This is a genomic window from Rhabdonatronobacter sediminivivens (assembly GCF_013415485.1).
Classification (GTDB): Bacteria; Pseudomonadota; Alphaproteobacteria; order Rhodobacterales; family Rhodobacteraceae; genus Rhabdonatronobacter; species Rhabdonatronobacter sediminivivens.
Genome location: NZ_JACBXS010000022.1, coordinates 25,704 through 51,679, shown reverse-complemented (window position 1 = coordinate 51,679; position 25,976 = coordinate 25,704). Strand labels below are relative to the sequence as shown.

The 25,976-nt window shown below is 65.8% G+C and carries 23 protein-coding genes; 4 read left to right on the top strand and 19 right to left on the bottom strand.

The genetic code is table 11. From position 1 onward, the window contains the following. Position 1 precedes the first annotated feature (1 nt). The 5 genes from HUK65_RS11595 to tssA form a co-directional block, all read right to left on the bottom strand. On the bottom strand, positions 2-808 hold the full coding sequence (locus HUK65_RS11595) for a type VI secretion system accessory protein TagJ (protein WP_179906433.1): 807 nt from the start codon (positions 806-808) through the stop codon (positions 2-4). Positions 809-879: 71 nt separating this feature from the next. Continuing rightward, the gene (locus tag HUK65_RS11590) at positions 880-1,377 is read right to left on the bottom strand and encodes an Hcp family type VI secretion system effector (protein WP_179906432.1); all 498 of its coding nucleotides are present in this window, start codon (positions 1,375-1,377) and stop codon (positions 880-882) included. Positions 1,378-1,471: 94 nt separating this feature from the next. Further along, entirely contained in the window at positions 1,472-2,965 is a 1,494-nt protein-coding gene (gene tssC, locus HUK65_RS11585) for a type VI secretion system contractile sheath large subunit (RefSeq protein WP_179906431.1), read from the bottom strand. Between the two features lie 5 nt (positions 2,966-2,970). After that, positions 2,971-3,501: a type VI secretion system contractile sheath small subunit gene (gene tssB, locus HUK65_RS11580; RefSeq protein ID WP_179906430.1), complete on the bottom strand. Its 531-nt coding sequence runs from the start codon at positions 3,499-3,501 to the stop codon at positions 2,971-2,973. Between the two features lie 88 nt (positions 3,502-3,589). Beyond that, positions 3,590-4,618: a type VI secretion system protein TssA gene (gene tssA, locus HUK65_RS11575; RefSeq protein ID WP_179906429.1), complete on the bottom strand. Its 1,029-nt coding sequence runs from the start codon at positions 4,616-4,618 to the stop codon at positions 3,590-3,592. 1,630 nt (positions 4,619-6,248) lie between these two features. Between tssA and HUK65_RS11570 the strand changes: the two genes are divergently transcribed. Then, positions 6,249-8,573 carry a caspase family protein gene (locus HUK65_RS11570; RefSeq protein ID WP_179906428.1) on the top strand — a complete coding sequence of 775 codons (2,325 nt, stop codon included), beginning with the start codon at positions 6,249-6,251 and terminating at the stop codon, positions 8,571-8,573. A 1,062-nt stretch (positions 8,574-9,635) separates the two neighbouring features. Here HUK65_RS11570 and HUK65_RS11565 read toward each other — a convergent pair. Then, entirely contained in the window at positions 9,636-10,061 is a 426-nt protein-coding gene (locus tag HUK65_RS11565) for a rhodanese-like domain-containing protein (RefSeq protein ID WP_179906427.1), read from the bottom strand. A 115-nt stretch (positions 10,062-10,176) separates the two neighbouring features. On the opposite strand from HUK65_RS11565, the gene HUK65_RS11560 reads away from it, so the two are divergent. After that, positions 10,177-11,157 carry a TDT family transporter gene (locus HUK65_RS11560; RefSeq protein WP_179906426.1) on the top strand — a complete coding sequence of 327 codons (981 nt, stop codon included), beginning with the start codon at positions 10,177-10,179 and terminating at the stop codon, positions 11,155-11,157. Positions 11,158-11,274: 117 nt separating this feature from the next. Here the strand turns inward: HUK65_RS11560 and dxs are convergent, their stop codons facing one another. The 13 genes from dxs to HUK65_RS11495 all read right to left on the bottom strand — a co-directional run bounded on the left by dxs (position 11,275) and on the right by HUK65_RS11495 (position 23,366). Continuing rightward, positions 11,275-13,194, bottom strand: coding sequence for a 1-deoxy-D-xylulose-5-phosphate synthase (dxs, locus tag HUK65_RS11555; protein WP_179906425.1), 1,920 nt, complete (start codon positions 13,192-13,194; stop codon positions 11,275-11,277). Positions 13,195-13,365: 171 nt separating this feature from the next. Next, complete coding sequence (gene pufX / locus HUK65_RS11550) at positions 13,366-13,605, bottom strand: RC-LH1 core complex protein PufX (protein WP_179906424.1); 240 nt, start codon at positions 13,603-13,605, stop codon at positions 13,366-13,368. 12 nt (positions 13,606-13,617) lie between these two features. Beyond that, the gene (gene pufM / locus HUK65_RS11545; RefSeq protein WP_179906423.1) at positions 13,618-14,544 is read right to left on the bottom strand and encodes a photosynthetic reaction center subunit M; all 927 of its coding nucleotides are present in this window, start codon (positions 14,542-14,544) and stop codon (positions 13,618-13,620) included. Beyond that, positions 14,537-15,385, bottom strand: coding sequence for a photosynthetic reaction center subunit L (gene pufL / locus HUK65_RS11540; RefSeq protein ID WP_179906422.1), 849 nt, complete (start codon positions 15,383-15,385; stop codon positions 14,537-14,539). The genes pufM and pufL overlap by 8 nt, the downstream gene beginning before the upstream one ends. A gap of 96 nt (positions 15,386-15,481) precedes the next feature. Then, positions 15,482-15,652: a light-harvesting antenna LH1, alpha subunit gene (gene pufA, locus HUK65_RS11535; RefSeq protein WP_179906421.1), complete on the bottom strand. Its 171-nt coding sequence runs from the start codon at positions 15,650-15,652 to the stop codon at positions 15,482-15,484. 13 nt (positions 15,653-15,665) lie between these two features. Beyond that, positions 15,666-15,815 (bottom strand): light-harvesting antenna LH1, beta subunit, encoded by a 150-nt coding sequence (gene pufB / locus HUK65_RS11530; RefSeq protein WP_179906420.1) that lies wholly within the window; start codon positions 15,813-15,815, stop codon positions 15,666-15,668. A 131-nt stretch (positions 15,816-15,946) separates the two neighbouring features. After that, positions 15,947-16,174 (bottom strand): cytochrome PufQ, encoded by a 228-nt coding sequence (pufQ, locus tag HUK65_RS11525; protein ID WP_179906419.1) that lies wholly within the window; start codon positions 16,172-16,174, stop codon positions 15,947-15,949. Further along, the gene (bchZ, locus tag HUK65_RS11520) at positions 16,167-17,678 is read right to left on the bottom strand and encodes a chlorophyllide a reductase subunit Z (protein ID WP_179906418.1); all 1,512 of its coding nucleotides are present in this window, start codon (positions 17,676-17,678) and stop codon (positions 16,167-16,169) included. The genes pufQ and bchZ overlap by 8 nt, the downstream gene beginning before the upstream one ends. Then, entirely contained in the window at positions 17,678-19,147 is a 1,470-nt protein-coding gene (gene bchY, locus HUK65_RS11515) for a chlorophyllide a reductase subunit Y (RefSeq protein ID WP_235442102.1), read from the bottom strand. Before bchY ends, bchZ begins: the two co-directional genes overlap by 1 nt. Before the next feature lie 97 nt (positions 19,148-19,244). Further along, positions 19,245-20,249, bottom strand: a complete 1,005-nt coding sequence (locus HUK65_RS11510) for a chlorophyllide a reductase iron protein subunit X (protein WP_179906416.1) — start codon at positions 20,247-20,249, stop codon at positions 19,245-19,247. After that, complete coding sequence (gene bchC / locus HUK65_RS11505; RefSeq protein WP_179906415.1) at positions 20,250-21,200, bottom strand: chlorophyll synthesis pathway protein BchC; 951 nt, start codon at positions 21,198-21,200, stop codon at positions 20,250-20,252. A 127-nt stretch (positions 21,201-21,327) separates the two neighbouring features. Further along, entirely contained in the window at positions 21,328-22,386 is a 1,059-nt protein-coding gene (locus HUK65_RS11500) for a methyltransferase (protein WP_179906414.1), read from the bottom strand. A gap of 119 nt (positions 22,387-22,505) precedes the next feature. Beyond that, entirely contained in the window at positions 22,506-23,366 is an 861-nt protein-coding gene (locus HUK65_RS11495; RefSeq protein WP_179906413.1) for a polyprenyl synthetase family protein, read from the bottom strand. An 89-nt stretch (positions 23,367-23,455) separates the two neighbouring features. Between HUK65_RS11495 and crtD the strand changes: the two genes are divergently transcribed. Together crtD and crtC are read left to right on the top strand one after the other, a co-directional pair. Next, on the top strand, positions 23,456-25,021 hold the full coding sequence (gene crtD, locus HUK65_RS11490; RefSeq protein ID WP_407692431.1) for a 1-hydroxycarotenoid 3,4-desaturase CrtD: 1,566 nt from the start codon (positions 23,456-23,458) through the stop codon (positions 25,019-25,021). Continuing rightward, positions 25,018-25,854, top strand: a complete 837-nt coding sequence (crtC, locus tag HUK65_RS11485) for a carotenoid 1,2-hydratase (RefSeq protein WP_179906411.1) — start codon at positions 25,018-25,020, stop codon at positions 25,852-25,854. Before crtD ends, crtC begins: the two co-directional genes overlap by 4 nt. Positions 25,855-25,976: the final 122 nt, after the last annotated feature.

The window sequence follows — 25,976 nt, the reverse complement described above, 5'->3', positions numbered from 1 at the left end:
GCTATCCCGCCTCGGCCGGAACGGGGTCAAGCGCGATGTGGCGCAGATCCATCAGCGCAACCTCGGCCGCGTCGGTGGACAGGATGCGCTGGCCACGCCCGGTGTAAAGCCCCTCGCCCGCCTCGTGCCAGCTGGTCGCCCGGGCCAGCTTCTCGGCGTCGGTGCCCCCTTCGATGGTGCCGGGGTAACGGGTGGGGATCAGGGCGACAAGCTCACCCTCGCTGATCAGCTGAAGCTGCGCGGGCATCCAGACGGAATCGCGCAGATCCTCGGGCGGCTCCAGCGTGATGCTGCGGATGGCGCTGAACGGAACCCAGAAATAGCGCCCGTTGATCACCGCTTCCAGCACCGGGCCCAGCCGCATGTCGGCATCGGCGATCCAGTCGAACCGCGTCCCGTCAAGCGCGCCCGGGCTGGCCGGGGCCGCCTCGAACGCCTGGCCGCGCAGATCGTCGGCCTGCGCGACCTCGCCCCGGGCCAGATGCCCCTGCGCCTGGATCAGCAGTGCCAGCCATTGCTGCGGGTCGCCCAGCACCATCGGCGCCTCTTCACCGGCAAAGACCCTGGCGCGCTGCACTTCGCAGACAATCGCCTCGCGGTAGGCCTGCGCCATCGGCGTGGCCAGCGGGTCAAGCTCGGCGCAGAGCTTGAGTTGCGTAATGGCGCGTTTCCAGTCGCCCAGCACGCAGAGAAGCTGGAACAGGAAGATGCGTCGCTTGGCATCGCCCGGGTTCTTCCGGACCTCCGCCTGCAGCGCCCCAAGCGCGCCGTCGAGGTCGTTTGCCTTGAGGTGTTCGGTCGCGTCCATTGTCTCCGCCAGGGCCTACTTGCGTGTATGGGCGCGGCCCGCCAGCAGGGCGGGCCGCAGCAAGGCAGCCGTCAGGCGCGTTTCTCGCCTTGGCTCGCGATCGACCACTGGAAGTCGGGGGTTGCCCCGGCGGCGCCAGATTGGAGCTGCTCGGTATACGTGATCTTGAACCAGTCGAAGTTGAGCGAGATGTTCTCGGTCAGCCGATCCTCGCCACCGCTGCCCCCGGTGGAGAACGAGGTCAACATCACATCCTCCATCTCGATCTTCAGGTAGTCGAGCGGCTTGTCACCGGCCTTGCGAACGATAAGCGTCGCCGTGCCATGATGCGTGCCCTTGGAGGTGGATTTCATCAGGTCGGGCGTTGCCTTGTCGATATACTTCGTGACCGAGATATCCTGGAAGTTGGCCTTCCCGGCGCCCGATCCGCTGCCAAAATGGGTGGAGCCGCTGTTGGATACGCCCCAGGACCAGGCAAGGATATCAATCCACCCGTCCTTGCCGTTGTATGTCGAGTCGCGGGCTTCGCCCTTGATTTCGCCAATCTTCAGGAACATGTCGACAGCCATTTGCGCTATCCTTTCTCAATGAACGACGGCCCCGGCCGTCTGTTTTGAACTCGTGGCCTGTCCCCGCCGCCAGGGGCGGGAACAAGCCCTGGCTTCAGCCCTTCTCGCTCGGCAATTTCGATACGAGACGCAGCGACACGGACAGCCCCTCAAGCTGGTAGTGCGGCCGCAGAAAGAACTTGGACGAGTAATACCCCGGGTTCCCCTCAACTTCGGAAACCTCCACCGTGGCATCGGCCAACGGTTTGCGGGCCTTGTCACCCTCACTGGATGTTGCGGGGTTGGGATCGACATACTGCAGGATCCAGCTGTTGAGCCATGCCTCCATGTCGCCGCGGCTCTTGAACGAGCCGACCTTGTCACGAACCATGCACTTCAGGTAATGCGCGAAGCGGCAGGTCGAGAAGAGATAGGGCAACCGTGCAGCCAGATTGGCGTTGGCGGTTGCGTCAGGGTCTTCGTATTCGGCGGGCTTGTGCAGGGACTGCGCCCCGATGAAAGCGGCCATGTCGGTGTTCTTGCGGTGGATCAGCGGCATCAGCCCCGCCTTGGCCAGTTCCGCCTCGCGCCGGTCGGCGATGGCGATCTCGGTGGGGCATTTCATGTCCACACCGCCATCATCGGTCGGAAAGGTGTGGGTCGGCAGATTGGCCACCGTGCCCCCCGATTCCACGCCCCGGATGCGCGAACACCAGCCGTATTCCTTGAACGACCGGTTGATGTTGACGGCCATCCCGTAGGCCGCATTGACCCAGGAGAAGTTTTCGGATTCGGCGTTGCCCACATGCTCCTCGAAGGCGAATTCCTCCACCGGGTCGGACTTGGCGCCATAGGGCTGCCGCCCCAGAAAGCGCGGCATCGCAAGGCCGATATACTTGCTGTCCTCGCTCTGACGCAGGCTGTTCCAGGCCGCGTATTCGGGGGTCGAGGTGATCTTGGTCAGATCGCGGGGGTTGGTCAGTTCCTGCCAGCTGTCAAACTGCATCAATGATGGATTGGCGCCGGTGATGAAGGGGGCATGAGCCGCAGCCGCCACCTTCGCCATCTCGCCCAGCAGTTCCACATCCGGCGGGCTGTGATCGAAGTGATAGTCGCCGACAAGGCAGCCATAGGGCTCCCCCCCGAACTGGCCGAACTCCTCTTCATACAGCTTCTTGAAGATCGGCGACTGGTCCCAGGCCGCGCCCTTGAACTTGCGCAGGGTCTTGTGCAGGTCCTTTTTCGAGATATTCATCACGCGGATCTTGAGCATCTCGTCGGTTTCGGTGTTGTTCACCAGATAGTGCAGCCCGCGCCAGGCGCTTTCCAGCTTCTGGAACTCCTCATGATGCAGGATCTGGTTGACCTGCTCGGTCAGCTTCCTGTCGATTTCGGCGATCATCGACTCGAGCGAATGCAACACATCGTCCGAGATCAGCGCGGTATTGGCCAAGGCCTGTTCGGCAAGTGTGCGCACCGCGGATTCAACGGCACCGCGCGCCTGGTCGGATTTAGGGCGGAACTCCTTGTCCAGAAGGGCCGCGAACGCGTCGGCTTCAAGGGTTTCGACCTGGGCTTCCGCGCCCTGCTGAGAGGTGGTGTCGCTCATCTATATCACTCCTTCGCCGCTTCTTCGCCGCCCGCATCATCGCCGTCGGCCGGTGCGGGGGCAGACGCCAGCGACTTCAGCAACGCCGGGTCCTGCATCGCCCGGGCCAGCAGATCCTCGGCCCCGCTCTTGCCGTCCATGTAGGTCATCAGGTTGGACAGTTGCGTACGCGCCTCCAGCAACTCGCGCAGCGGGCCAACCTTGCGGGCGATGGCGCCCGGGGTGAAATCATCCATGCTTTCAAAAGTGATATCGACGGACATGTTCCCTTCGCCGGTCAGCGTGTTCGGCACGCTGAAGGCCGCGCGCGGCTTGATCGCCGCCATGCGCGAACCGAAATTGTCCACATCGATCTCCAGGAACTTGCGATCATTGACCGCTGGCAGCGCAACTTCGGACTGGCCGGACAGATCCGACATCACCCCCATGACAAAGGGCAATTGCACCTTCTTCTCGGCACCATAGACCTCGACATCATATTCGATCTGCACACGTGGCGCGCGATTGCGGGCGATGAATTTCTGCGAACTGCTCATGGGTATCTCCTAAGGTCGGGGAGTGGGGACGGCACGGTTGATCGGCCCGGGCAATTCCTGCCCGGGCGGCGTACAGACAGACGGGCGGCTAGCCATTTTCATGTTCATCGCCCAGCCCTCCGATCAGTCGCACGTTATCGACACTCTGCGGGGCAAGCTCATTCACGATTGACATGAAATCAGCGCCCACAAGGCGCTTGGCCCGCCCGAGCAGGATCGGAACGGGGCTGGACGGTTCATTTTTCTGATAATACGCGGCAATCGCGTCCAGCGCAGCGCGGACATCCGCATGCGACAGTATCTGCCCCGGAGCGCCACGCGCAGCACTTGCGGATGCATCCGCGGGCGCCGCGCCCTCCGCTTCATCCTCGTCGGAGCTGGCGGCCACACCCGCCACCGCCCCCACCTGCCGGATGATCTGCTGCAGCAGCCTTATCGCCTCCGTCAGATGCGGCCCCTGCCCCGGTGTCCGCTCGGCAAAGACCCCTTCGATCGCCTGCAGATGCTCAAGCGCGCTCTGCGCCGCGGCCAGGGTTTCGGCAAGGGTATCCTCCGGGGTGTCCTGAAAGGCCGCAGCCACGGATGCGCTGTCGAACTTGGGGGATTCACCATCGCGCGGGGCGACCTGACCCAGGGATATCTGTATATCGCGCAGGGTGACGCCGCCGAAAGCGCGGCTTTCCGTCAATGGCGCCGCGCGCAGCCCGCGCAGGACCGGGTCAGTTGCGCCCAGCGCGCGCACTGCGTTTATCCGCATGGTCGGATCATCGTCGTCCTCGGCGTCAAGCTCGGGGTGGCAGGTTTCCCAATGCTGCTCCAGGCACCCCCGGACATAGGCGAGCCCTTCGGAGAAACCGGCCAGCCCGCGCGTGAACAGTTGCGCACCTGCCAGGACGACCCCCGCGCGTAGATCGTGACTGCGCTCCATGACCGCCAGGGCCTTCTGCGCAACATCGGCGAAATCGGGATCTTCGGCCTCGAGGATTTCATCACCGGCCTGCCGCTCTTCGACGGGTCGCGCGGCGATCTCCATCGCAAGGAAGATGTCCTCGTATTCGAGGTTCTCCCCACTTGGCGGGTTGCTCTCGCGTTCTGCGAGAAGCGCGTCCAGGTCCATGCTGCCCTCCTGGCTGGCGTAATGTAACGATCGAAATCCGCCGCCGGAGCCTTGAAAAACCCAAGGCGTTTGAAGCGGAGTGTATACCAAAATTCGCTTTAATTAAATCATAATTTTCCTGTGAATCACGAATGGTTTTCAAGCCCTTCGCAATCGCGGCAGGCCGCTGAAAAACGCGCCCCGGCAGGGTATCTGGTCATGCTGCGCACGTCGAAGCAGGACCCGCCAATGGGCGCGCATGACAGTGTCCATCGTGGGGCATTCGGGGTGCACGCCACGGGATTGCGACAGGACAGGGAAATAAGGCCGGAAAGAAGCGGTCATGAGCGGGCGGAGGGCGTCTGCACGCTGTACAGCAAGGGGCAACGGCTCTGCCCGTGCGTCTCAGGGATGGTGATGCGCCGGGCCGCCCTGGCACTGATCAGGAACATTAATTCCAAAAAACTCTCTCGATGCGACTCAGGCTGCATTGCGATCCATAAGCGGTCGCCGCGATCACAACACCTTGAATTCCGAATTTCACCAACGCCCGCAACCACTTTCGCTGACCGGGTGAACAGACCGGTCCGGCAGCGTCGATAGCGCGCCGCTGATCGCCGAGGCTTGCCGATCAATCAAGTGATCGAATTTCTGACAAAACCGAACGTTGAATTTGTTAAATAAATCCTGGGTGGTTTGGGGATTTCCGGGCTATACCGATGGAGAACCGGCGCAAATATCTGTCTGCTTTTCCGGAAGAAATTTCCCGTATCTGCTCCCTGTTGGAGCTGCAATCAACCCGGCCGCCCTATTTCATACATATGTATGATAATTGAAATTCCGCCACTCCTGAAACCCTCCGGATTTCCCGAAGTATCTGCACGGAAACCGATCAGGTTTGGGTTTCCTTCGGCATCAGCCAAGCGCTCTGGAGATTGCGTAGAACTGTTTTCAAAGGCGCATTCCATTCCCCACCCATGGCCGGCTTCCGGAAATCCATCTCCGGCACGCTGCATGGACCTGCCAAACCCTTCGCCTCATCAGAGCAGGGAACGGCACAGCATCGCCTTTACAATTACTCGTAAAATCATACACTTGCGTGGCACTTTATCAGTCCTTGAATGAGGGCGCCGCCATCGGTCGCCGGTGCAACCCTCTCAGCCGCACGCGCACATCTCACACCCGAAGAACCGTCATTCCCTGCGCATCCCCGAAAACGTGGAGTTTCATTGCTTCGCAGGGCGTTTCTTGATAGGTTTCGGTGTGAATTTTTCCAAAACGGAGGGTGTGATGCGCGTTCAGATTTCGGGAGTTTTCTTCGCCAGCGTGCTTCTGGCAGGCTGTCAGACGACTACGCAGCAGACCGAACCCACCACGGCACCGCCCCCAGCGGCGACCACAACCACACCGATGCAATCCACGACTCCAACGCCCGCCCCGGCGCCTGCGCCACAGTCATCGCCATCCAGGATGGAGTTGGAACTGGACGGTGGCGGCGAAGGTGGCGGCGGAGGCGGAGGCGGTGGCTGGGGCTGAGCCAGGTCGCAACTGGCCCGTTCCAGCCGCGTTCCGGCGGCAGACGGCAGCCTGCGCTCTGGCCCTTGTTCTGGCGCCGGTTACGGGCGCGGCGGATACAGTGCCGGATGGGGGTGTGGCCCTTGTCGTCGGCAACGAACGCTACGAGCATGTCGGCCCGCTTGCCAATACCGTGACGGATGCCCGCGCCGTCGCACAGATGCTGAGTGATTTCGGCTACCGGGTCCATGCCGGTTTCGATCTTGACCGGAAGGGTTTCGAAGACCTCTTGCGCACGGCATTGCTGAATGTCGAACCCGAAGATGACGTGATCTTCTACTTCGCCGGGCATGGCATCCAGATCGGACAGCGCAACTATCTTGTCCCCGTCGATGCCCGGTTTGATGACATCTACGACCTGCCCAGATATTCCATCACCCTGGACCGCGTGATCGAGGGTCTGTCAGCGCGCTCCTCGGCCCATGTCGCAATCGTCGACGCCTGCCGCGAGAACCCGTTTCCCGAGCAAGTCCTTGCCACCGGGCTCGATGCCAGTTTCTATGAGGCGCGCGAAGGCTTCCAGGTCATGCGCACCCCGATCAATTCGCTGGTCGCCTTTTCTGCCTCTCCGGGAGAGCTTGCGCTCGATGGCGAAGCCGGGGGGCACAGCCCCTATACCGAAGCTCTGCTCGCGTCCGTCCGCCGCACTCCTGACGAAAACCTGCCCAACGTGCTGTCCGAGGTGCGCGAGCGCGTATATGCGATGACCGCGGGGTTTCAGGTGCCGTGGGAAAGCTCGACCCTTGTGCGGCCCTTCATCCTGAAGCGCGCAGGCGCCGCAGCGGAACCGCCCGCCCCGGTCGCGGTGTCCGAGGCCGTGGAAGACCCGGTCGCGCCAACCCCGGAACCGGCAACCGGGTCAACCGAAGCCGACACCCTGGTCGCAGCACTTCCCGAAGAAGCGACCATAGCGCTGCAGTTCGACCGCCGCGTGGCGCTTGGCGCGCAACTTTCGGACACCCTGCAGCACCCGCTTGACGGGGCCGAGATCGTGACGACACCAACCCGCGGGCGGATCGAACTGGCCGAGGTGTCGGAGGCGGGCGCCACCACGCGCAGCCTCGTGCCCGTGAACCTGAGCCAGGGTTTGCAACTGCGGGGCGGCGATATCACGTTTCGCCCGGCCCTGAGCGAAATCAACACCGCTGCGGGTGATGCGATCACTCTGGCCGACAGCTTTCAACTGCGCCTGGGGTCCCCGGACGCCGCGCAGACCCTGACCGTGAACCTGGAGCTTGAGGTCGCCCCTTGCGATATCCAGGCAGGCGACGCGCTGGACCTGCAGGGGGTCGGCTATTTTCGCTGGCCGAACGAGATCGATCCGGCGGCAGCGATGGAGGCATGCGCCGCCGCCGTGGCCGCGGCCCCCGATACGCCGCGCTTTCTGTATCAATACGGGCGTGCGCAGCTTGCAAGCCGCGATTTCGAAGGTGCCTATCGCAGCTTCCGCGCGGCCGCAGACGCCGAACATATCCGCGCGTTCAATGCGCTGGCCACGCTGCTGAGCGCGCCGCAGATCGACCGCGATGTCGTCGATGTGCCGCTTGACCCAGATGAGGCCCGCGCGCTGCGCGAAAGGGGCATCGCGGCAGGTGATCCCTTTGCCATGCACTCGCTGGGGCTGCGCCTGCTGCGCGACGGCGAAACCGATGCCGAGCACGCGCGCGGCTTCGAACTGCTGGACCGTGCCGCGGAGATGGGACACACGTTTTCCATGAACGAACTGGGCTATCAGTTCCTGATCCCCGAGTCCGACCGCTACCAGCCTGCCCGCGGCATGACTTATCTGACCGCATCAAGCGCGCGTGATGACATCTACGGCCATCACAATCTTGGCCTTGTTGCCTTGCTGGGCCTGGACGGCGAAGACCCGGACCATGAGACCGCCCGCGACTATCTGCTCCGGGCATCCGAGGGTGGGCATCCACGTGCACCGGGCGATCTGGCCCGGATGTATGCGCGCGGTCAACTGGGTGCGCCGGATCTGGCCGAAGCGCTGCGCTGGAGCGATGTCGGCCTTGAGCGCGGTGATGGCACGGCAGGCGCCAACGGCGTTGCGATCATCATGACGGGGCAGTTGTCCGGGCATGGACCGGCTGATGCGGCTGTTCGCGCGGCAAAGGTCATCGAGATGCCGAATTCCGACGCGATCGATCGCGCCCGGGGCCAGCTTGCCCAGATCGACGCCCGAGAGCAGGATCGCGCCACGCAGATGCTTCTCGTTGCACTGGGCGAACCGATTGCCGTTGACGGCGCCTTTGGTCCCGCCAGCCGTGCCGCACTTGAGCGCCAGACCCAGAGGCACGGGCTTTCGGCCACATCCGCATCACCGACCGACCGGTTGCTGCTGGCCGCGCGCGCGCATTGGGCCCAAAACCCGCTGCGCCTGGACCTGTTCTGACCAGGGCGCAGCCCTGCAGTGCAGACAGGAGGCTGGAGCGTATCGCATTTGATCGGTTCGATCCCCTGCGGCGCTGTCGCCGCCCTGCCTTACCCCTGCTGCGGACCGGAGCGCCATCGACCGCGTGCCGTCACAGCGACGATGCGCCTCCGGCGCGACGATCAGGACCAAGGCGACCGAAATCACGCCAGCATCAACCGAGACGCCATTGCCCCGCGGGGAGCCCGCCATACATGGTTCAAGCACAATTGCGACGGTGAATGCGGCATCCTACCATCGATCACCCATGGCGCATCCAGCCTGACCTGGCGCAAGAGGGCGATGAAGGTCCGGGTGTTCCAGTGCCCGAAAGGGGACGTGATCGATCACTCGCGCGCCTCAATCCGAAACGTCGTCGCACTCGCCCCTACCCAGACATGGCCGGCTTGAATGGGAACGCCGCCTCGTGTTCTGAACCTGACAAAAGCTTCCTGCCCATTGGCTGCGCGGTCGCGAAAGGCAGTTATGCAGGACAATGCGGACGTTGGACATAAGCGCAGAGCCGCGCAGCGTCAGGCCGGGGTGGGGCGATCTGAGGGGCGGGCGATGTCACGCATGGTGGCCAGATCCGCGCAGGCTCAAAGCTATGTGCCATTGGCACCCAGATCGCCGTGCCGGGGGACGGCCCGGGCTTGCGCGGCGGCCTTCGACCTTTGCTCCGCGCGAGCAATTTGGATCGTCCGCAACGGGCTGCAAGCAATCATTGGGTATCTTGTGTCAGGTCACGCACACTGGCGCCCGACAAAGGACATCCTGGGGCAAGATGCGCAAGCCGATGAGAGGCGCCGGTGCAAGCGCGAACTGGCGCGGCTTGCGGATTTGCACCAGATCAGAAACCATCCCAATGCACCGTTTCCGACGCACACCGGGACAGTGGGGCGACGGGGCCCCCGCCCCCCGCAAGCGGCGTGACACCATCTCCGCGCGCGGTGCACCCCCGGCGCATCTCGCTTGCGCAAAGCTGCATGCAGGGTTCAACCCTTCAGGCGTCATGGCTTCTGCTCACTGACCTTGCCGGATCCGTCAGCAGATGCGGCAGCCTTGTGCCGCGCGCGGGGTGGCCGGGCTGTATCCTTCGGCGATCAGGCGATACATGCCGCCGGTCACATCGACCACCGGCACATCCAGCTGCGGTGCAATCATCGCCGCGGCGCGCGCCGTGCGGTTGCCGGTGCGGCAGATCAACAGCACCGGCTGTCCCGGCTGCAGATGCGGCTGCAATTCCGCCAGGAACTGCGCCGAGTCGGCAAAGGTCAGCAACAGCGCATTGGGCAGCACCCCGGTCTGGATCCATTCCTGCGGCTGGCGGATATCAACCACCAGGGCGGAAGTTTCGGCCAATGCATCGCCCGGCAGAGCCGTGTGAAGGACATGCGCGGTCTGGGCCTGGGCGGGGGTTTGCGTCAGGAACAGAAGCAGGGCAAGCAAAGGCAGGTTGGCGCGGGCCATGGTGAGTCCTCTTGTCAGCACAGGCAACACATGCCAGACCGCGAATAAGTATTCCAGCCTGGAAGCGCCCAGCCCCCGGCGCGAACTGTCGCAGGCCCTCAGCCAAAGGTGTGCCATGTCCAGACGCCCTCTGCCGCCCCCATTTCCGCCCCGGCCAAAGGGGCTGTGGCGCGACACCCCGCCTGCAATCTTTCCGCCGATCATGGGGCTGATGGGGCTGGGCCTTGGCTGGCGCGAGGCAACAACCACGCTGGGCGCACCCTCAGGCATCGGTGATCTGGTACTGGGGGCGGCGGCAATGCTGCTGCTGTTCTGCCTGATCGCATGGCTGGCCAAGCCCCTGCGTCGGCCCGGCGTGATCTCCGAGGAACTGCGCGTCCTGCCCGGCCGCGCCGGCATGGCGGCCATGGTGCTGTCACTGGTGCTGCTGGCCGCCGCGCTGGTGCCGCTGGCGCCGGGCCTGGCGCTGGGGGTTCTGGGGGTGGCAGTGGTGGGGCATCTGGCGCTGATGGGCCTGGTGATCCGTACCCTGCTGACCGGCCCCGAGGAAGGGCGCGTGGTGACCCCGGTGTTTCACCTGGTCTTTGTGGGGCCCATCCTGTGGCCGTTGTCGGCACTCCCGCTGGGTTTCGATGCGCAAGCAGTGCTCTGGGCCACCATCCCGGTGGCGCTGGTCATATGGGCGGTCAGCGCGGTGCAACTGATCCGGCGCATCCCGCCTGCGCCCCTGCGCCCGTTGCTGGCCATCCATCTGGCCCCGGCCAGCCTCTTTGCCATCGTCGCCAGCCAATTTGAGCTTGTAGTGCTGGCAAATGCGTCGGCGCTTCTGGCTGCGGCCATCCTGGTCGCCCTGCTGGGCAGCGCGCGCTGGATCACTGCAGCCGGATTCTCACCACTCTGGGGGGCATTCACCTTTCCGCTCGCGGCCTTTGCCACGGCGCTGCTGTCGGTGTCCGGCGGGGCCGGTCTGGTGGGGGTTTTGGGCGGCGTGGCGCTGGTGGCAGCCACGCTGGCGATCCCGCCGATCGCCTTCAAGGTGCTGCAGGCCTGGGCGAAGGGATCGCTGGCAGCGCGCACCAACGCCGCCGTGGCCTGAAGGCCGCCCGCCGATCACCAATCCCCCCAGCGGCGCCTGCGCCGCAAGCGCCCCCGAGGCGCGCAGGGTGGGCGGGTGGGCGCGGCTCGGGGGCGCTTCCTGAGCCCTCCCACATCTTCAGGCGACCGAGACCATCCGTCCCATCCCCAACGCGCCAAGCGCCACACGGGTGATGTGATCCGCGCTCATGCCCGCATCGGCATACATGGCCGCGGGGCTGGCCTGGTCGATGAACCGATCCGGCAAGGTGATGGTGCGCAGGGCAAGCCCATGCTCCAGCAGCCCGGCATTGGCCATGTGATGAAGCACATGCGCGCCAAAGCCCCCCTGCGCGCCCTGTTCGACCGTGATCAGCGCCTTGTGATGGCGCGCCAGCTGCGCGATCAGATCGGTATCCAGCGGCTTGGCAAAACGCGCATCCGCAACGGTGGCGGTGATCCCGCGCTCGGCCAATTGCTCCACGGCGCGCTGGATTTCGGACAGATGCGCGCCAAAGGACAGGAAGGCCACCTGATCGCCCTCGGCCAGCACGCGGCCCTTGCCAATCTCCAGCACCTGCCCATGTTCGGGCATCTCCACGCCCACGCCTTCGCCGCGCGGATAGCGGAAGGCGATGGGCCCTTCGTCATGGGCGGCGGCGGTGGCGACCATGCGGGCCAGTTCAGCCTCGTCGGCGGCGGCCATGACCACCATGCCGGGCAGGTTCGTCATGTAGCCCACATCGAACGCCCCGGCATGGGTGGCCCCATCGGCCCCCACCAGCCCCGCGCGGTCGATGGCAAAGCGCACCGGCAGCCCCTGCAGCGCCACATCATGCACCACCTGGTCATAGCCGCGCTGCAAGAAGGTGCTGTAGATCGCGCAAAAGGGTTTCAGCCCGCTGGCGGCCATCCCGGCGGCAAAGGTGACAGCGTGCTGTTCGGCGATGCCCACGTCGAAGACCCGGCGCGGGAAGCGTTTGGCCATGATGTCCAGCCCAGTCCCCCCGGGCATGGCGGCGGTCACGGCCACGATGCGCGGATCGCGGGCCGCGGCCTCGGTCAGGGTCTGGCCGAATACTCCGGTATAGCTGGGCGCATTGGGCCGCGATTTCTGCTGCGCGCCGGTGCCGACATCGAATTTCGCCACGCCGTGATATTTGCAGGCCGCGCTTTCCGCCGGCGCGTAGCCCTTGCCCTTGACGGTCAGCGCATGGATCAGCACCGGCCCGTCGGCCTGGCTGCGCACGGTGCGCAGGGTGGCCAGCAGATCGGGCATGGAATGGCCATCCACCGGGCCCAGATAGGTGAAGCCCAGATCCTCGAACATGGTCGCGGGCGCGTGGATGCCGCCGATGCTTTGACGGGTGCGGCGGGCGTGTTCGCGCAGCGCCTCGGGGAGCGCGGCCTCGAACCCGGCGGCCAGTTCGCGCAGGCTCATGCCCTGCGCGGCACCGCCCAGGCGGGTCAGATAACGGCTGAGCGCACCGACATTGGGAGCGATGGACATTTCATTGTCATTGAGGATGACCACCATCCGCCGCCCCTCGGCCCCGGCGTTGAACAGCGCCTCCCAGGCCATCCCGGCGGTGATGGAGCCGTCGCCAATGACAGCCACCGCATCGCCCGTGGGCAGGCCCATGTCCCGCCCCACTGTGAAGCCCAGCGCGGCCGAGATGCTGGTGGAGCTATGCGCCGCGCCGAACGGGTCGAATTCACTTTCCGCGCGCTTGGTGAAGCCCGAAAGCCCCCCTTCGCGGCGCAGGCTGTCCATGCGGTGACGCCGCCCGGTCAGCATCTTGTGCGGATAGCTCTGGTGGCTGACATCCCAGATGATCTTGTCAAACGGCGCGCGGAAGGTCGCGTGCAGCGCCACCGTCAGTTCCACCACCCCCAGCGAGGACCCCAAATGCCCGCCGGTGCGGCTGACAACCTCGATCAACTCCTCGCGCAACTCTTGGGCCAGGGCGGCAAGCTCGGCGTCACTGAGAGCGCGCAGGTCGGCCGGTCCGGCGACACGGTCCAGAAGCGGGCGGGATGCGGGCGATGGTTGGGTCATTCTCTCCTCCGTCAGACAAAAAAGGTGCCGAGGGGTCACACCCGCCCGGCACCAGTTTCCTGTTGCCATCAGGAAAGGGAACCGGGCGCACTATGGCCCGCGTCCGGGTTGGCTTTGTCCCGAACCTGGTTGGGCGGGGGCGCTTTGGCCGCGCCCCCGCCGATTCCGTTTTCAGCCCAGGCGGGTTTCAGCGCCATCAAGCGGCGCCTCCAACTGGCTGAACGGCATGGGGGGCGGGGTGTTCCGGCTTTCGGCGGGCAGCAGAAGCCCCACCAGATAGATCACCCCAATGATCAGGCCGATACCGACCAGCACCACGGCGGCATAGCCCCCGCCGCGGAGCATCTCGCTCATGATCCAGTTGCGGATCTGGCCGGTGCGGCTCACCTCGAAGTAGTCACGTTCGGACATCAGTTCGCTCCTTCAGTCATAGCTGGGCAGGAAGCCGCGCTGGTCAGCCCAGACGGACCAGTTGTCCACGACCGTCCCGGTCAGCAGGATACCGATGCCGCCCGTCAGCGTGGTCAGCACGGCGAACCACCAGGCCCAGCGGTGAATCCCCTCCATGGTGGCGTTGAAGCCCATCGTCCAGCGCCAGAACAGGGCGGCGCGTTCGGATGCGGTCCCGCGGTCCACGATCTGCTCCAGCTCCCGGTCCCCGCCGAAGCGGCTGACGGCCAGGATCGTCGCCCCGTGCATGGCGAACAGCAGGGCCGAGCCATAGAGGAACACGATCGAAAGCGCGTGGAACGGGTTATAGAACAGGTTGCCGTATTGCAGGCTGAAGAGGTTGGTCCAGTCCAGGTGCGTGAAGATGCCATAGGGCACCGCCTCGGACCAGGACCCCATCAGGATGGGACGGAACAGACCCAGCACCAGGAACAGCCAGATGGCGGAGGCAAAGGCCCAGGCCACGTGCTTGCCCATGCCCAGCGCCTCGGCCCGCAGATAGGTGCGCACCCACCAGGTCATGACCGAGATCAGCAGGAAGAACGAGGCAATCAGGAAATACCCCCCCTCCCGCATCGGCGGAAAGCTCAGCCCGTATTCCGGCCCCGGCGGGTCCAGCGACAGCCAGAACAGATCGCGCAGGAACACGGCCGGGTTGTAGCCCGCCTGATCCCAGAACCACATGCCGACCATCACGAACCAGATGGCGCCGGTGGCGAGAGAAATCACGCCCATGGTGCCCAGATAGATCGGCCCCAGTTGCGCATTGCCGAACCAGCCCAGCAGGTTGGAGAAACTGGCCGATTTGGTCCGGTTCTCCAGCTCCACCTCTTCGACCATGCCCATTTCGGGGGCGGCCCGGACCTGAACCTGGGTAAAGATGTTCTGATACTCAGCCATTGACGCCTCCCGGGATATTGGCCCACCAGGGCAGATCAAGCCACCAATCCCACCAGAACACCCACTGATCGAACCAGATGGTTCCCGAGATCACGATACACACCGCCGACCAGAACCCGGCATTGAGCGCCAGCAGCAGCCCCAGCCGGTGGATCCCCAGCGTGCCCACCGAATAGCCGATGAGATCGCGAAAGAAGGTGTCTTCATGGTCGGGCGTCTTCATCTTCTGCCCCTTGGGCGGGTTTGCCGCCGACAGGACCAGCGCGCCATGCAGCGCCAGCGCCAGGGTCGTGGTGAAGAAGAATGTCACCGCGATCATATGCGCCGGATTGTAGTGGAAGTTGCCGTAGGTGTAGCCCACGTTGGACACCCAATCGAGGTGGGTCCAGATGCCATAGGGGAAGGCATGTCCCCAGGCACCCATCAGCACCGGGCGGATCACCACCAGGGTCAGATAGGCAAAGATCGCCACGCCAAAGGCAAAGGGCACATGCAGCCCCATGCCCAGCTTGCGCGCGATTTCCACCTCGCGCAGGGCCCAGGACACAAAGGCCCCGATCGCGCAGATCGTGATGATCTGCCACAATCCGCCTTCGGCCAGCGGTGCCGCCGAAAGCCCGTATTCAAGTGGTGGTGGGTTGATCGAAATCAGCCAGGGATTCCATGTCCCCTGCAACACCGCGCCCCAAAAGATCAGGAGCGTGCCAAGTGCGGCAAAGAAGACCGTCAAGACCCCGAAGAATCCGACATAGAACGGCCCCACCCAAAAATCGAACAAGTTTCCGCCCACCAGCGTGCCCCCAGGCACGCGGTATTTTCGCTCGAAGCTCAGCAGCGCCATGCTACCCTCCGCTTGTCGTGACAGCCCTGGCGGGCCATCCGGAAACCCATGTCTATGGTTGCGGGCGCACCCCTCGGGCGCCCGCAACAGGGTTCATCAATCCATCGGGCGGTCGTATTTTTCCGCGGCGATGGCGAACCAGTTGTAGGAAGGGGTGCTGAGCAGGACGAGGTGAATCATCGCTGCCAGCAGGAAAAGGAAAACCCCTTGTGCCACGAAAACGCGGCGCGGATCGAAGACCAGCCAGATCTTGTAGAACTTGCTCATATCTCAATCCCCCTCAGAACCACGGGCGCCAGATGAACACAGCCAAATGAGCCACTACGGCAACGGCTGAGAACAGCCAAAGCCCGCTCAAATAGACCGCGTGCAGTTCCTGGGCCTGCTCGTCGGTGAGACCTGTGAATGACAGGTCGGTATTTTCAGCCATACTATCCTCCGGATCGTCAGACTGATGCCGCACCCCCTGCGGCGGGGTCGGAAACGGCGCATGAATGCCCCGCCTCACTTCGACCGAGCCGGAGTCACCGGCACCGGAAGACATGGATCGCAACCGATGGTTCAGCCGCGAAAGATCATGGGCACAATCTGATGTGCCTCGGCCCGGGCGCGGGCCAGCGGCCCTTGCGCGGGGATGCGCGCGTGGCGCGTGACGGCCCAGAAATAGGCCAGCAGCGCAAAGGGCAGCGCCAGGATGAACATGACCGCGAAATACAGCCGGTATTCCAGCGCCCCGCCCGGGCGCGCCGCGCCGCGGCCGCGCGGCGAATTGACGGTAAAGTCAGCCATGATCGTTCCTCCGTTTGGATGAGTCGGTGCCCTGGCGTTGCAGGGTCTGCGCCCCCGCCCCGTCGCGCAGGGCAAGGACAGTCTCGCGCATCACACGCTCGGCGCCCTGGTCCAGCGCGGCCTTTTCGGCCGCATCGCGCAGGCTGCGCGCCGCAGAGATGCGGGTCAGGACAGGGTGCTCGGCCACGATGCGGTCAAGCTCGATCTGGGCGTCGGCGTCCCAGGGGAAATCGCGCCGCAGGGTCGTGGGCGTGGCATCGGCGCTGTCCATCTGGCTGCCCAGCGGCAGGATGTGGAACAGCGCATCGAACAGCCCGTTGCAGACCTCCTGCAGCACATAGGCCGCGCCGCCATAGCCCATGAAGGGCGTGCCCGTGTGCCGCCGGATCGCCGCGCCGGGGAAAGAGGCGGGGATGAAGGCCGGGGCCGGGCCATGGCCGGCTTTCATCTCGGCCATGTACATCTTCTCGTTGATCGAGCCAAAGACCACCAGCGGGCGCTTCGCGGCGATCTGCGCGCGCACCTCCTCGTTGTTGGTCTTGGCGCCGCGCACCCGGGCGGTGGCAAAGGCGCAGGGCAGGCCCAGATCGTTTTCCAGATAGTTGCGCAGGCCGCGGGCATAGGTCTCGTTCGCCACCACGGCGAAACTGGCGGTGGCAAAGAAATCCTGCGTGACCGAGCGCCACAGATCCCAGACGGGCTTCAGCGTGGAGTGCTTCTCGCGCGTGATGAAGGGTTCGGGGTCCAGGCCCGTCAACGCGCCCAGCGAGCGCAGGAATTTCGTCGTGCTGTCGACGCCGATGGGCGCCTGCAGATAGGGCTTGCCCAGAACCTCGGCCAGACCGCGGCCGAATTCACGATACATGACGATGTTGACATCGGCATTCACCAGATTGCGCATCTCGGCCAGATGGGCGCCCAGCGGCATGACCATGTTGACCTCGGCCCCGATCCCTTCGACCAGACGCCGGATCTCGGCCAGGTCCGAGGGCATGTTGAACGTGCCATACATGGGGCCGAGGATGTTGACGCGCGGGGGCGCGCCCTCTTCGCGCTTCTTCTCGGGCGGCATCCGGCCCTTGGTCATGCCGTATTCGGTAAAGATCCAGGTCATCGCCCGGTCGGCGGCTTCCCACTGATCCTCGTCAATCGTGCGCGGCAGGAAGCGCTGGATGTTGGTGCCCTGCGGGGTGACGCCGCCGCCGATCATCTCGGCGATCGATCCGGTCACCACCACCGCTGGCAGCGCCGGGTCCAGCACTTTCCACGCGCGCTTCATGGCCCCTTCGGTGCCGTCGCGGCCCAGTTCTTCCTCGCCCAGCCCCGTCACCACGATGGGCAACTCATGGGGCGGCAGCGCATCGGTGTAATGCAGAACGCTTGTCACAGGCAGGTTCTCACACCCCACGGGGCCGTCGATGACAACCTGCAAGCCCTTGACGGCGCAGAACGCATAGACAGCGCCCCAGTAGCCGCCCGCGCGGTCATGATCCTGAACCAGCATCAGATCATCTCCTGTGCCTTGGCGGCACGCGCTTGTTTATCCAGCTTCTTCTGATGGTTGGCGCGGAACTCGGGGCGCAGGTTGGGCGCGCCCTCCCAGATCCCGGCGGTATCGCCCTCGCCCACGCCGGCGAAGAACTCGCGCATATGGTCCATCCGGGCCTTGCCGGCGATGGCGGCATTGACCACCTCGCCCAAAGACCCCGCCCCCGCCGGCCCCATCAGCGGGCGCGCCGAGATCAGATTGGTGAAATACAAGGACGGGATCGCGCGCTCCTTGGCGTGCTGCACCACCGGCGTGGTGCCGATCACCAGGTCAGGGTCCAGCCCGTCGCAAGCGGCCAGATCATCCGCCAGCGAGGCGCGGAACTTCACCACCACCCCGCGCGATTCCAGCCAGTCACGATCCGCCGCCGACCAGTCCGAGGCTGCGCAGGCCGTGCCCACATAGGCCACATCCGCGCCGCTTTCGATCAACAGGCGCGCCACCAGCAGCTCCGAGCCTTCGTAGCCCGAGAGCGTGATCCGCCCCTTGACCGGCGCTTTCGCCAGGGCCTCCTTGACCGCCGGGACAAAGGCATTCTGCGCCGCCGCGATCTGGCCGGGGTTCACGTTGAACGCCTCGCCAATGGCGGCCAGCCAGTCATGCGTGCCCGCAACCCCAACCGGCGCCGAGCCGACGATGGGCCGCCCCGCCGCCTGGAATTCGCGCACCGAGGCCGCATAGAACGGATGGATCGCCGCCACCGCCCCGCAATCAAGCGCCGCATACAGCTCACGCCATTCGCGCGTGGGCACCACCGGCCCCGCGGCCAGCCCCATGGGCGCCAGCATGGCGCCGATCATCATCGGATCGGCGGGGAACATCTCGCCCAGCAAGGCCACGCTGGGCCGGTCGGACTTGCCGCCCACCGGCGCGGGCACCGGCCCGGCCTCGACCTCGGCCCGGGCATAGGCCAGCATGGCGCCGGCCAGCACATCCTTGGCCTCGGCATGGGTGGGCACACCGAACCCGGGCACGTCGATGCCCACGATCCGCACACCGTTGATTTCCTTGGGCAACAGCCGCAAGGGCACGCCGCTGGCCGTGGGCACGCACAGGTTCGTCACCACCACCGCGTCATAGCGGTCCGGATCGGCCAGCTCATGCACCGCCTCGCGGATATCCTCGAACAGCTTGCCCGTCACCAGCGTCTCGCTGCTGAAGGGCACATAGCCGACAGAGCGCCGCGCCCCGTAGAAATGGCTCACAAAGGTCAGCCCATAGACACAGCAGGCCGAGCCCGAGAGCACCGTCGCCACCCGCCGCATCCGCAGCCCGACCCGAAGCGAGCCAAAGGCCGGGCACATGGATTCGGGCTTGTCATGCGGGCCGCGCGGATAGTCCCTGGCGAACTGGTCCAGTACCTCGCCATTCCCGGCTGCGCGCGCCGCGGCATCCATCTTCTCGGCGGGCGCGTGGCAGCCCATGCCGTCGGCTGCGGCCCCGGGCGCCGCGTTCGGCGCATCGGCGCGCGCGATGCTGACCGCGCCGGCCGCATCATAGCCGACCTCGTATCCGGTCCGCTCAGACATCGTCATAGACCACTTCCAGCGATTTCTTCGGCGCCGCGTATTTGCCGCGCATATCCGCGTCAGTCGCAGGCACCAGTACCACGTCGCCGCCGGTATCCTTGCTGTCAAACAGCCCCAGCAACCCGTCCTGGCTCAACGGCACCGGGCGCAGCGGAGGCGCTTCGGCCACATTCTCGGCCAGTTCGGCAAACAGCGCGCCCCAGGGGCCCGCCGCCGTGCCGACGATCTGATAATTCGCCGATTTCTTGCGCAGATCGTCATCTGCCGGGATCGCCGCCAGGATCGGAATATCCACCGATTTCGCAAAGGCCGCCGCCTCGCCGGTGCCGTCATCCTTGTTGATGACCAGCCCGGCCACGCCGACATTGCCGCCCATCTTGCGGAAGTATTCCACCGCCGAGCATACGTTATTCGCCACATAGAGCGACTGCAGGTCGTTCGAGCCGACAACGATCACCTTCTGCGCCATGTCCCGCGCAATCGGCAGGCCGAAGCCGCCGCAGACCACATCGCCCAGGAAATCGAGCAGCACATAGTCGAAATCCCAGTCATGGAAGCCCAGCTTTTCCAGCAGCTCGAACCCGTGGATAATCCCGCGCCCACCGCAGCCGCGCCCCACTTCCGGGCCGCCCAATTCCATGGCGAACACGCCCGAGCGCTTGAAGCAGACATCGCCGATGCCCACCTCCTCGCCCGCCAGCTTCTTCCTGGTCGAGGTTTCGATGATCGTCGGGCAGGCCTTGCCGCCGAACAGCAGGCTGGTGGTGTCGGATTTCGGATCGCAGCCGATCAGCAGGACGCGCTTGCCCTGTTCGGCCATCATGCAGGACAGGTTGGCCAGGGTGAAGCTCTTGCCGATCCCGCCCTTGCCATAGATGGCAATGATCTGGGTCTTCTTGCTGGGCGGATCCTGCGGAACCTCCAGGGTCGGATCCTCGCCCGCCTCGTCGCGCAAGCGTTGGTCAAAATCCTTCAGGTTGGGCACGTCAAGCGTCATTCAGGCCTCCCAGTCGAGTATCATCTTCAGGCAGTCCGGATCACCGAACGCGGTCTCATAGGCGCGCGCGGCCTGGTCCGGCCGGGCGTGATGCGTGATCAGCCCCGAAAGCGACAGCGCGCCACCGTCGATCAGATCGCGCGTGGCCTCCAGATCCGCAGGCGTCCATTCGGCTGCGATCCGCAGCCGCGCCTCGCGCATGAAGGCGGGGACAAAGGCGAACTGGATCGGCTGGGTGTAGAAGCCCGCCAGCACCACTTCGCCCCCCTTGGCGATACGCCCGATCAGACTGTCCAGCAGGCCCTCGGCCCCCGAGGCATCATAGATCGCGCGATAGTCACCCCGCGTGTCGGTATCGGGGTCCAGAACCGCGTATCCCTTTGCGCCCGCGCGCCGGGCCGGGTTGACCTCCCACACCGTGGGGGGCGGCGCACCCAGCGCCACAGTGATCCGCGCCAGCAGACGCCCCAAGACGCCATGACCCACAATCAGATCCGGCAGCGCCGAGTTTTCAGCGGCCAGCGCGTGGCGGGCGGTTGCGGCAAGCGCCAGCAGCGCACCTTCGGCACCCATTCCGGCATCCACCCGCGTGACCCGGTCAGCCCGGGTCACAAGAGTTTGCGCCGCACCCCCGAAAAGCCCGTACACAGGCCCCTCCTCCAAGGCCGCGAAACAATTTGCCCCGGGAACGAACACCCGCTCACCAACCCGGAACCCGGTCTGCGGCCCGGCTTCAACGACCTCGCCGACAGCCTCGTAGCCCGGCACCAGCGGATAGCCCATGCCCGGAAAGGGCGGCATCTCACCAGTCCAGAACAGCTTTTCCGTGCCGGTCGAAATGCCCGAGTGCAGGATCCGTACAACCAGATCCTGCGGGCCCGGATCGACAAGCCCAACCTGCGCCAGGGACAGCGCACGGGGGGCTTTCAACAGGATCGCAGCGGTTTGCACGGCGGAAACTCCCTGGCGCGACTCACCCGCGCCCTGTTTGGTATTGCTCTCTGATTGTCATTCTATACTTACATGTCTTGCTGTCAATCAAACTAGACATGTTTGGCGCGGATTATTTACGCATCCGTCAGGCAAAGGCCTGAATAATCGAGGTCACATAGGGCCTTCGCGCAATTGCAGGGCGAATCTGGCGAAATCCGGCGGCCTGCAGGCTCGTCTGCAGGGTCTGCGCCGACCGTGTGCGGCCGGTTTTCATGGCCAAAGTGTAAACTGAGAAATACACATCTGTCTGTGGATCAGGACGCACGCCGCCGGACATCGGCTCGGACAGGATCAACCTGCCCCCGGGCGGCAGCGCCGTATGCACGGCCTGCAGCAGATTCGCCACACTGGCGTCATCATGGTCATACAACACGCGAATCAGGCTGATCGCATCCGCCCCCTGCGGCAAGGGCCCGTCACGGAAACTGCCGCCCAGCCGCGCCACATCAGCCGGAAGGGCCGCGCCTGCCACAACTTCGGGCAGATCGAACAGCGACAGCTTCACCCCGGGCGCGCGGGCCCGCACGGCGCGCAGGAACGCCCCGGTGCCGCCGCCGATATCCATCAGGTGCCGGACATCACGCAGCGAAACCGCGGCCAGGGTCTCTTCGGCGATCAGCGCCTGGCTTTCGGCCATCAGATGCGAATACCGCGCCGCGTCCTGCGCCCCGGCCCCGCCAGCCAGAACATAGGGCCAGAAACGGGCCAGCGCCGGATCGGTTTCACCGCGAAAGAAGGCCTCCGGGTCGCGCAGATCATCGTAGAGGACGCGGTGGTGGCGCACCATCGCCTCCAACCCCGGCACCGCCAGAAAGGCCGCCCCGCGCGGCGACAGGGCAAAGGCGCCGTTACGGCGGCGGCGCAAAAGCTTCATCGCGGCGCCCGCCTGCAGCAGCACCTGCGCCCGCGCGGGCGGCAGGCCGATCTGCCCGGCCAGAGCCTCGGGGGCCAGCGGCCCCTCGGCCAGGCGGTGCATCACGCGCAGCTCCACCAGCGCCATCAGCACCTGGCTGCGCACAAACCCCTGCATCTCGTCGAATATCGCGGCCCCTTCGGCACGCACCAGCCGCCGGACCCCGGGTATCCGCGCCATGGCAGCCTGGAACCGCCGGTTCGCGGCCAGCCGGTTGATCCAGCCGGACATCCGCGGGCGCGCAGGATCAGCGCTCGCATCTGTTCCGGCCTGCCCTGCGCGCGGGCCTTCGGGCGCGGCCGCTGAGGGCTGCCCCCCCTGCCCCGCTGCCGCAGTGCCAGACACCGGGGTCAGACCCGGACCGGCGCCACCGGGGTCATGCGTTCGGCGTAAAGCTGCACCATCGAAGCCAGTTGCGCTTCGCCCGGGCATGAGGGGATCGAGGCAATCGCCCCCGATAGGATATCGCGCAAGCGCTTGATCGCGCCTTGAACGCCCAGTTCCTCAACCGCCGATGGGCGGGCCAGCGCGGCGTCCTGTCCCGCGGGCTTGCCCAGGGTCTCGGCGTCATAGAGCGCATCGCGCAGATCGTCGGCCACCTGGAATGCCTCACCGATGCGGGCGCCCAGCTCTTGCCAGGGCTCGGCCTCCTGCCCGGCGGCAACCGCGCCCATCTGGGTGGCGGCGACAAACAGCGCCGCGGTTTTCGAGCGGTGATAGGCGCGCAGATCGACCTCAGGCTCACTCTCCCAGGCCTGCCCGGCGCAAATCCCGTGGGGCATACCCGTGTGATGGGCCAACAGTCGCACCAGCGACAGCGCGCGCATCGCGTCGGCTGGCGCGGCGTGGGTCAAGGCATCAAACGCGGCGATGATCAGCGAATCACCCGTCAGCACGGCCAGCGGCTCGGAAAAGGCCATATGCACGGTGGGTTTGCCGCGCCGGAAATCGGCATTGTCAAAGGCCGGCAAGTCATCATGCACCAGGCTTGCACAATGGATCAGCTCCAGCGCCACGGCGGCGGCATCGGCCAGCGCGGGCCGGTCATCGCCGCAGGCCATGGCCACCGACAGGCAAATAGTGGGCCGGATCCGCGCCCCGCCGGGCAGAACCGCGTAATTGAGCGCATGCGCCAGCCGCCCCGGCCCGCCCGCCTGTGCCCGGTCAATGGTTGCCGACATGGCCAGTTCCAGTCTGCGCGAGATGTCCATGGGGCCTCCGATGCTCTGTAAGCTTTCAATGACAATCAAAGTGTAAATTACACTGGACAGTTTGGCAACATGTGTCAAGAATTGATAGCATGAACATGGCCCGTGAAAAAATCGTGGTGATTGGTGCCGGCATTGGTGGGTTGGCGGCAGCGATACGGCTGGCCGCCGCCGGAATGGATATCACGCTGTGCGAGGCGCACGCCACCCCCGGCGGCAAGTTGCGCGCCCTGCCCAGCGCGGCCGGGCCGGTGGATGCGGGACCCACGGTGCTGACCCTGCGCGGCGTGTTCGACGATCTGTTTGCCGCAGCGGGCACCACGCTGGAGCAGCATCTGGCGTTGCGCCCGCTGACCTGTCTGGCCCGGCACTGGTGGCAGGACGGCCCGCAACTGGACCTGTTTGCCGACCCCGAGGCCAGCGCCGACGCCATCGGGCAGGCGTTTGGCGCGCGCGCCAGTGCCGAATTCCGGCGCTTCGATGCCCGGATGGCCCGGCTTTATGCCGCCTTCGAAGGGCCGATGATGCTGGCGCAGCAGCCGCAGCTGTCACGCGCCACGGCGACCGCGCTGCGCGATCCGGCGCTGTGGCCCCTGCTGCTGCCGGGGCGGTCGCTGGCAGGGTTGTTGCGCGCCCAGTTCACCGACCCGCGCTTGCGCCAGCTGTTCGGGCGCTACAGCACCTATGTCGGTGGCATTCCCGCGCGCGTTCCGGCGGTTCTGGGCCTGATCTGGCGGGCCGAGGCCGCAGGCGTCTGGACCATACCCGGCGGGCTGCACCGGCTGGCAGGGGTACTGGCCGGGGTGTTCGAAGGTCTGGGCGGCACCCTGCGCCTGAACACGCCCGTGCAGCGGATCGAGGTGCAATCCAGCCGTGTCGCCGCCGTCATCCTGCCCGGGGGCGCGCGGATCGGCTGTGCGCAGGTGGTGTTCAACGGCGACCCCGGCGCACTCTCGGCAGGATTGCTGGGCGCTCCGGCGCAGGCCGCACTGCCCGCCAGCGCCCATGCGCCGCGCAGTCTTTCGGCGCGGGTCTGGACCTTTGCCGCGCGCGCCTCGGGCCCGCCGCTGCAGCATCACAATCTGTTCTTCGCGCGCGCGGAAGGGGAGGAGTTCACCCCCCTGGCCCAGGGCCGCTCCCCTGACCAGCCCACCATCTATATCTGCGCCGACGGGCAGGGCCTGGCAGACCCGGGCGGGCTGACCCGGTTCCAGTTCATCCTGAACGCGCCCCCGCTGCGCCCCGGCGCCGAAACCACTTCAGACCACGAGGCCCAATCATGCCTGACCAATACCTTCGCACGGCTGGACCGTTTCGGGCTGCGCCTCGACCCGCAGCCGGGGGTAGAGAACCTGACCCTGCCGGGAGATTTCGCGGCGCTGTTTCCGGGCAGCGGGGGGGCGATCTACGGGCGCAGCCCGCACGGGACCATGGCGCCCTTTCTGCGGCCGACGGCGCGGACCCGGCTGCCGGGGCTGTATCTGGCTGGGGGCGGGGCGCATCCGGGGGCGGGCCTGCCGATGGCGGCGCTTTCGGGGCGCAACGCGGCAGCGGCGGTGCTGGAGGACCGGATTTCAGCACCGAGGTCGCGCCCGATGGCTATGCCTGGTGGTATCTGGACGCGATCAGCGATTGCGGGACGCGCGCGCTCTCGGTGATCGGGTTTGTCGGCTCGGTGTTCTCGCCCTGGTATCGCTGGTCAGGGCGGCGCGATCCGCAGAACCATTGCTGCATCAACGTGGCCACCTATGGCCCGGGCGGACGCTTCACCATGACCGACCGCGGCCGCGGCGCCCTGCGCCAGAGCCGCGACAGCTTCGAAGTGGGCCCAAGCGCCATGCACTGGCAAGGCGGGCAGCTGGTGGTGGAGGTGAACGAGATTTCATCCCCGCCCCTAATCAGCCGGGTGCGCGGGCGCATCACCCTGACCCCAGCCACGGTGTTCGACCATGAGGTTGCGCTGACCCCCGATGGCCGCCACCACTGGCGCCCGATCGCCCCTATCGCGCGGGTCGAGGTCGATCTGAGCCAAGGCCACCGCTGGCAGGGGCATGGGTACATGGATGCCAATCGCGGCAGCGCCGCGCTGGAAGCGGATTTCCGGTTCTGGACCTGGGGGCGGTTTCCGCACCGGGGCGGGACCACCTGTTTCTATGACGCCACGCTGATGGATGGCAGCGCATCGCAAACTGCTTTGCATTTCACACCCGAGGGCGACATCGAGACGGTCGAAGCGCCGCCGCGCACCCGCTTTGCCCGCAGCCTCTGGGCCGTGCGGCGCGAAACCCGCGCCGACGAAGGGTATCGGCCGAAACAGGTGATGGGGATGCTGGACGCGCCCTTCTACAGTCGCGCGCAGGTGCGCACCCGGATCGGGGGCGAGGAAACCACCGGCGTGCATGAGGCGCTGGACTTGCGCCGCTTTGCCTCGCCCCTGATCAAGCCGATGCTGGCGGTGCGCGTGCCGCGCCGCCCCGGCTGGCGCTTCTGACCGCCAGGCAGTTGTGCAGCGCCACGGCCTGTGGCCGGTGAAGGCAAAGAGCGCGCCCCGAGCCGCGCCCACCCACCCACCCTGCGCGCCTCGGGGCGCTCTCTGCTGCGAAAGCGCAGCAG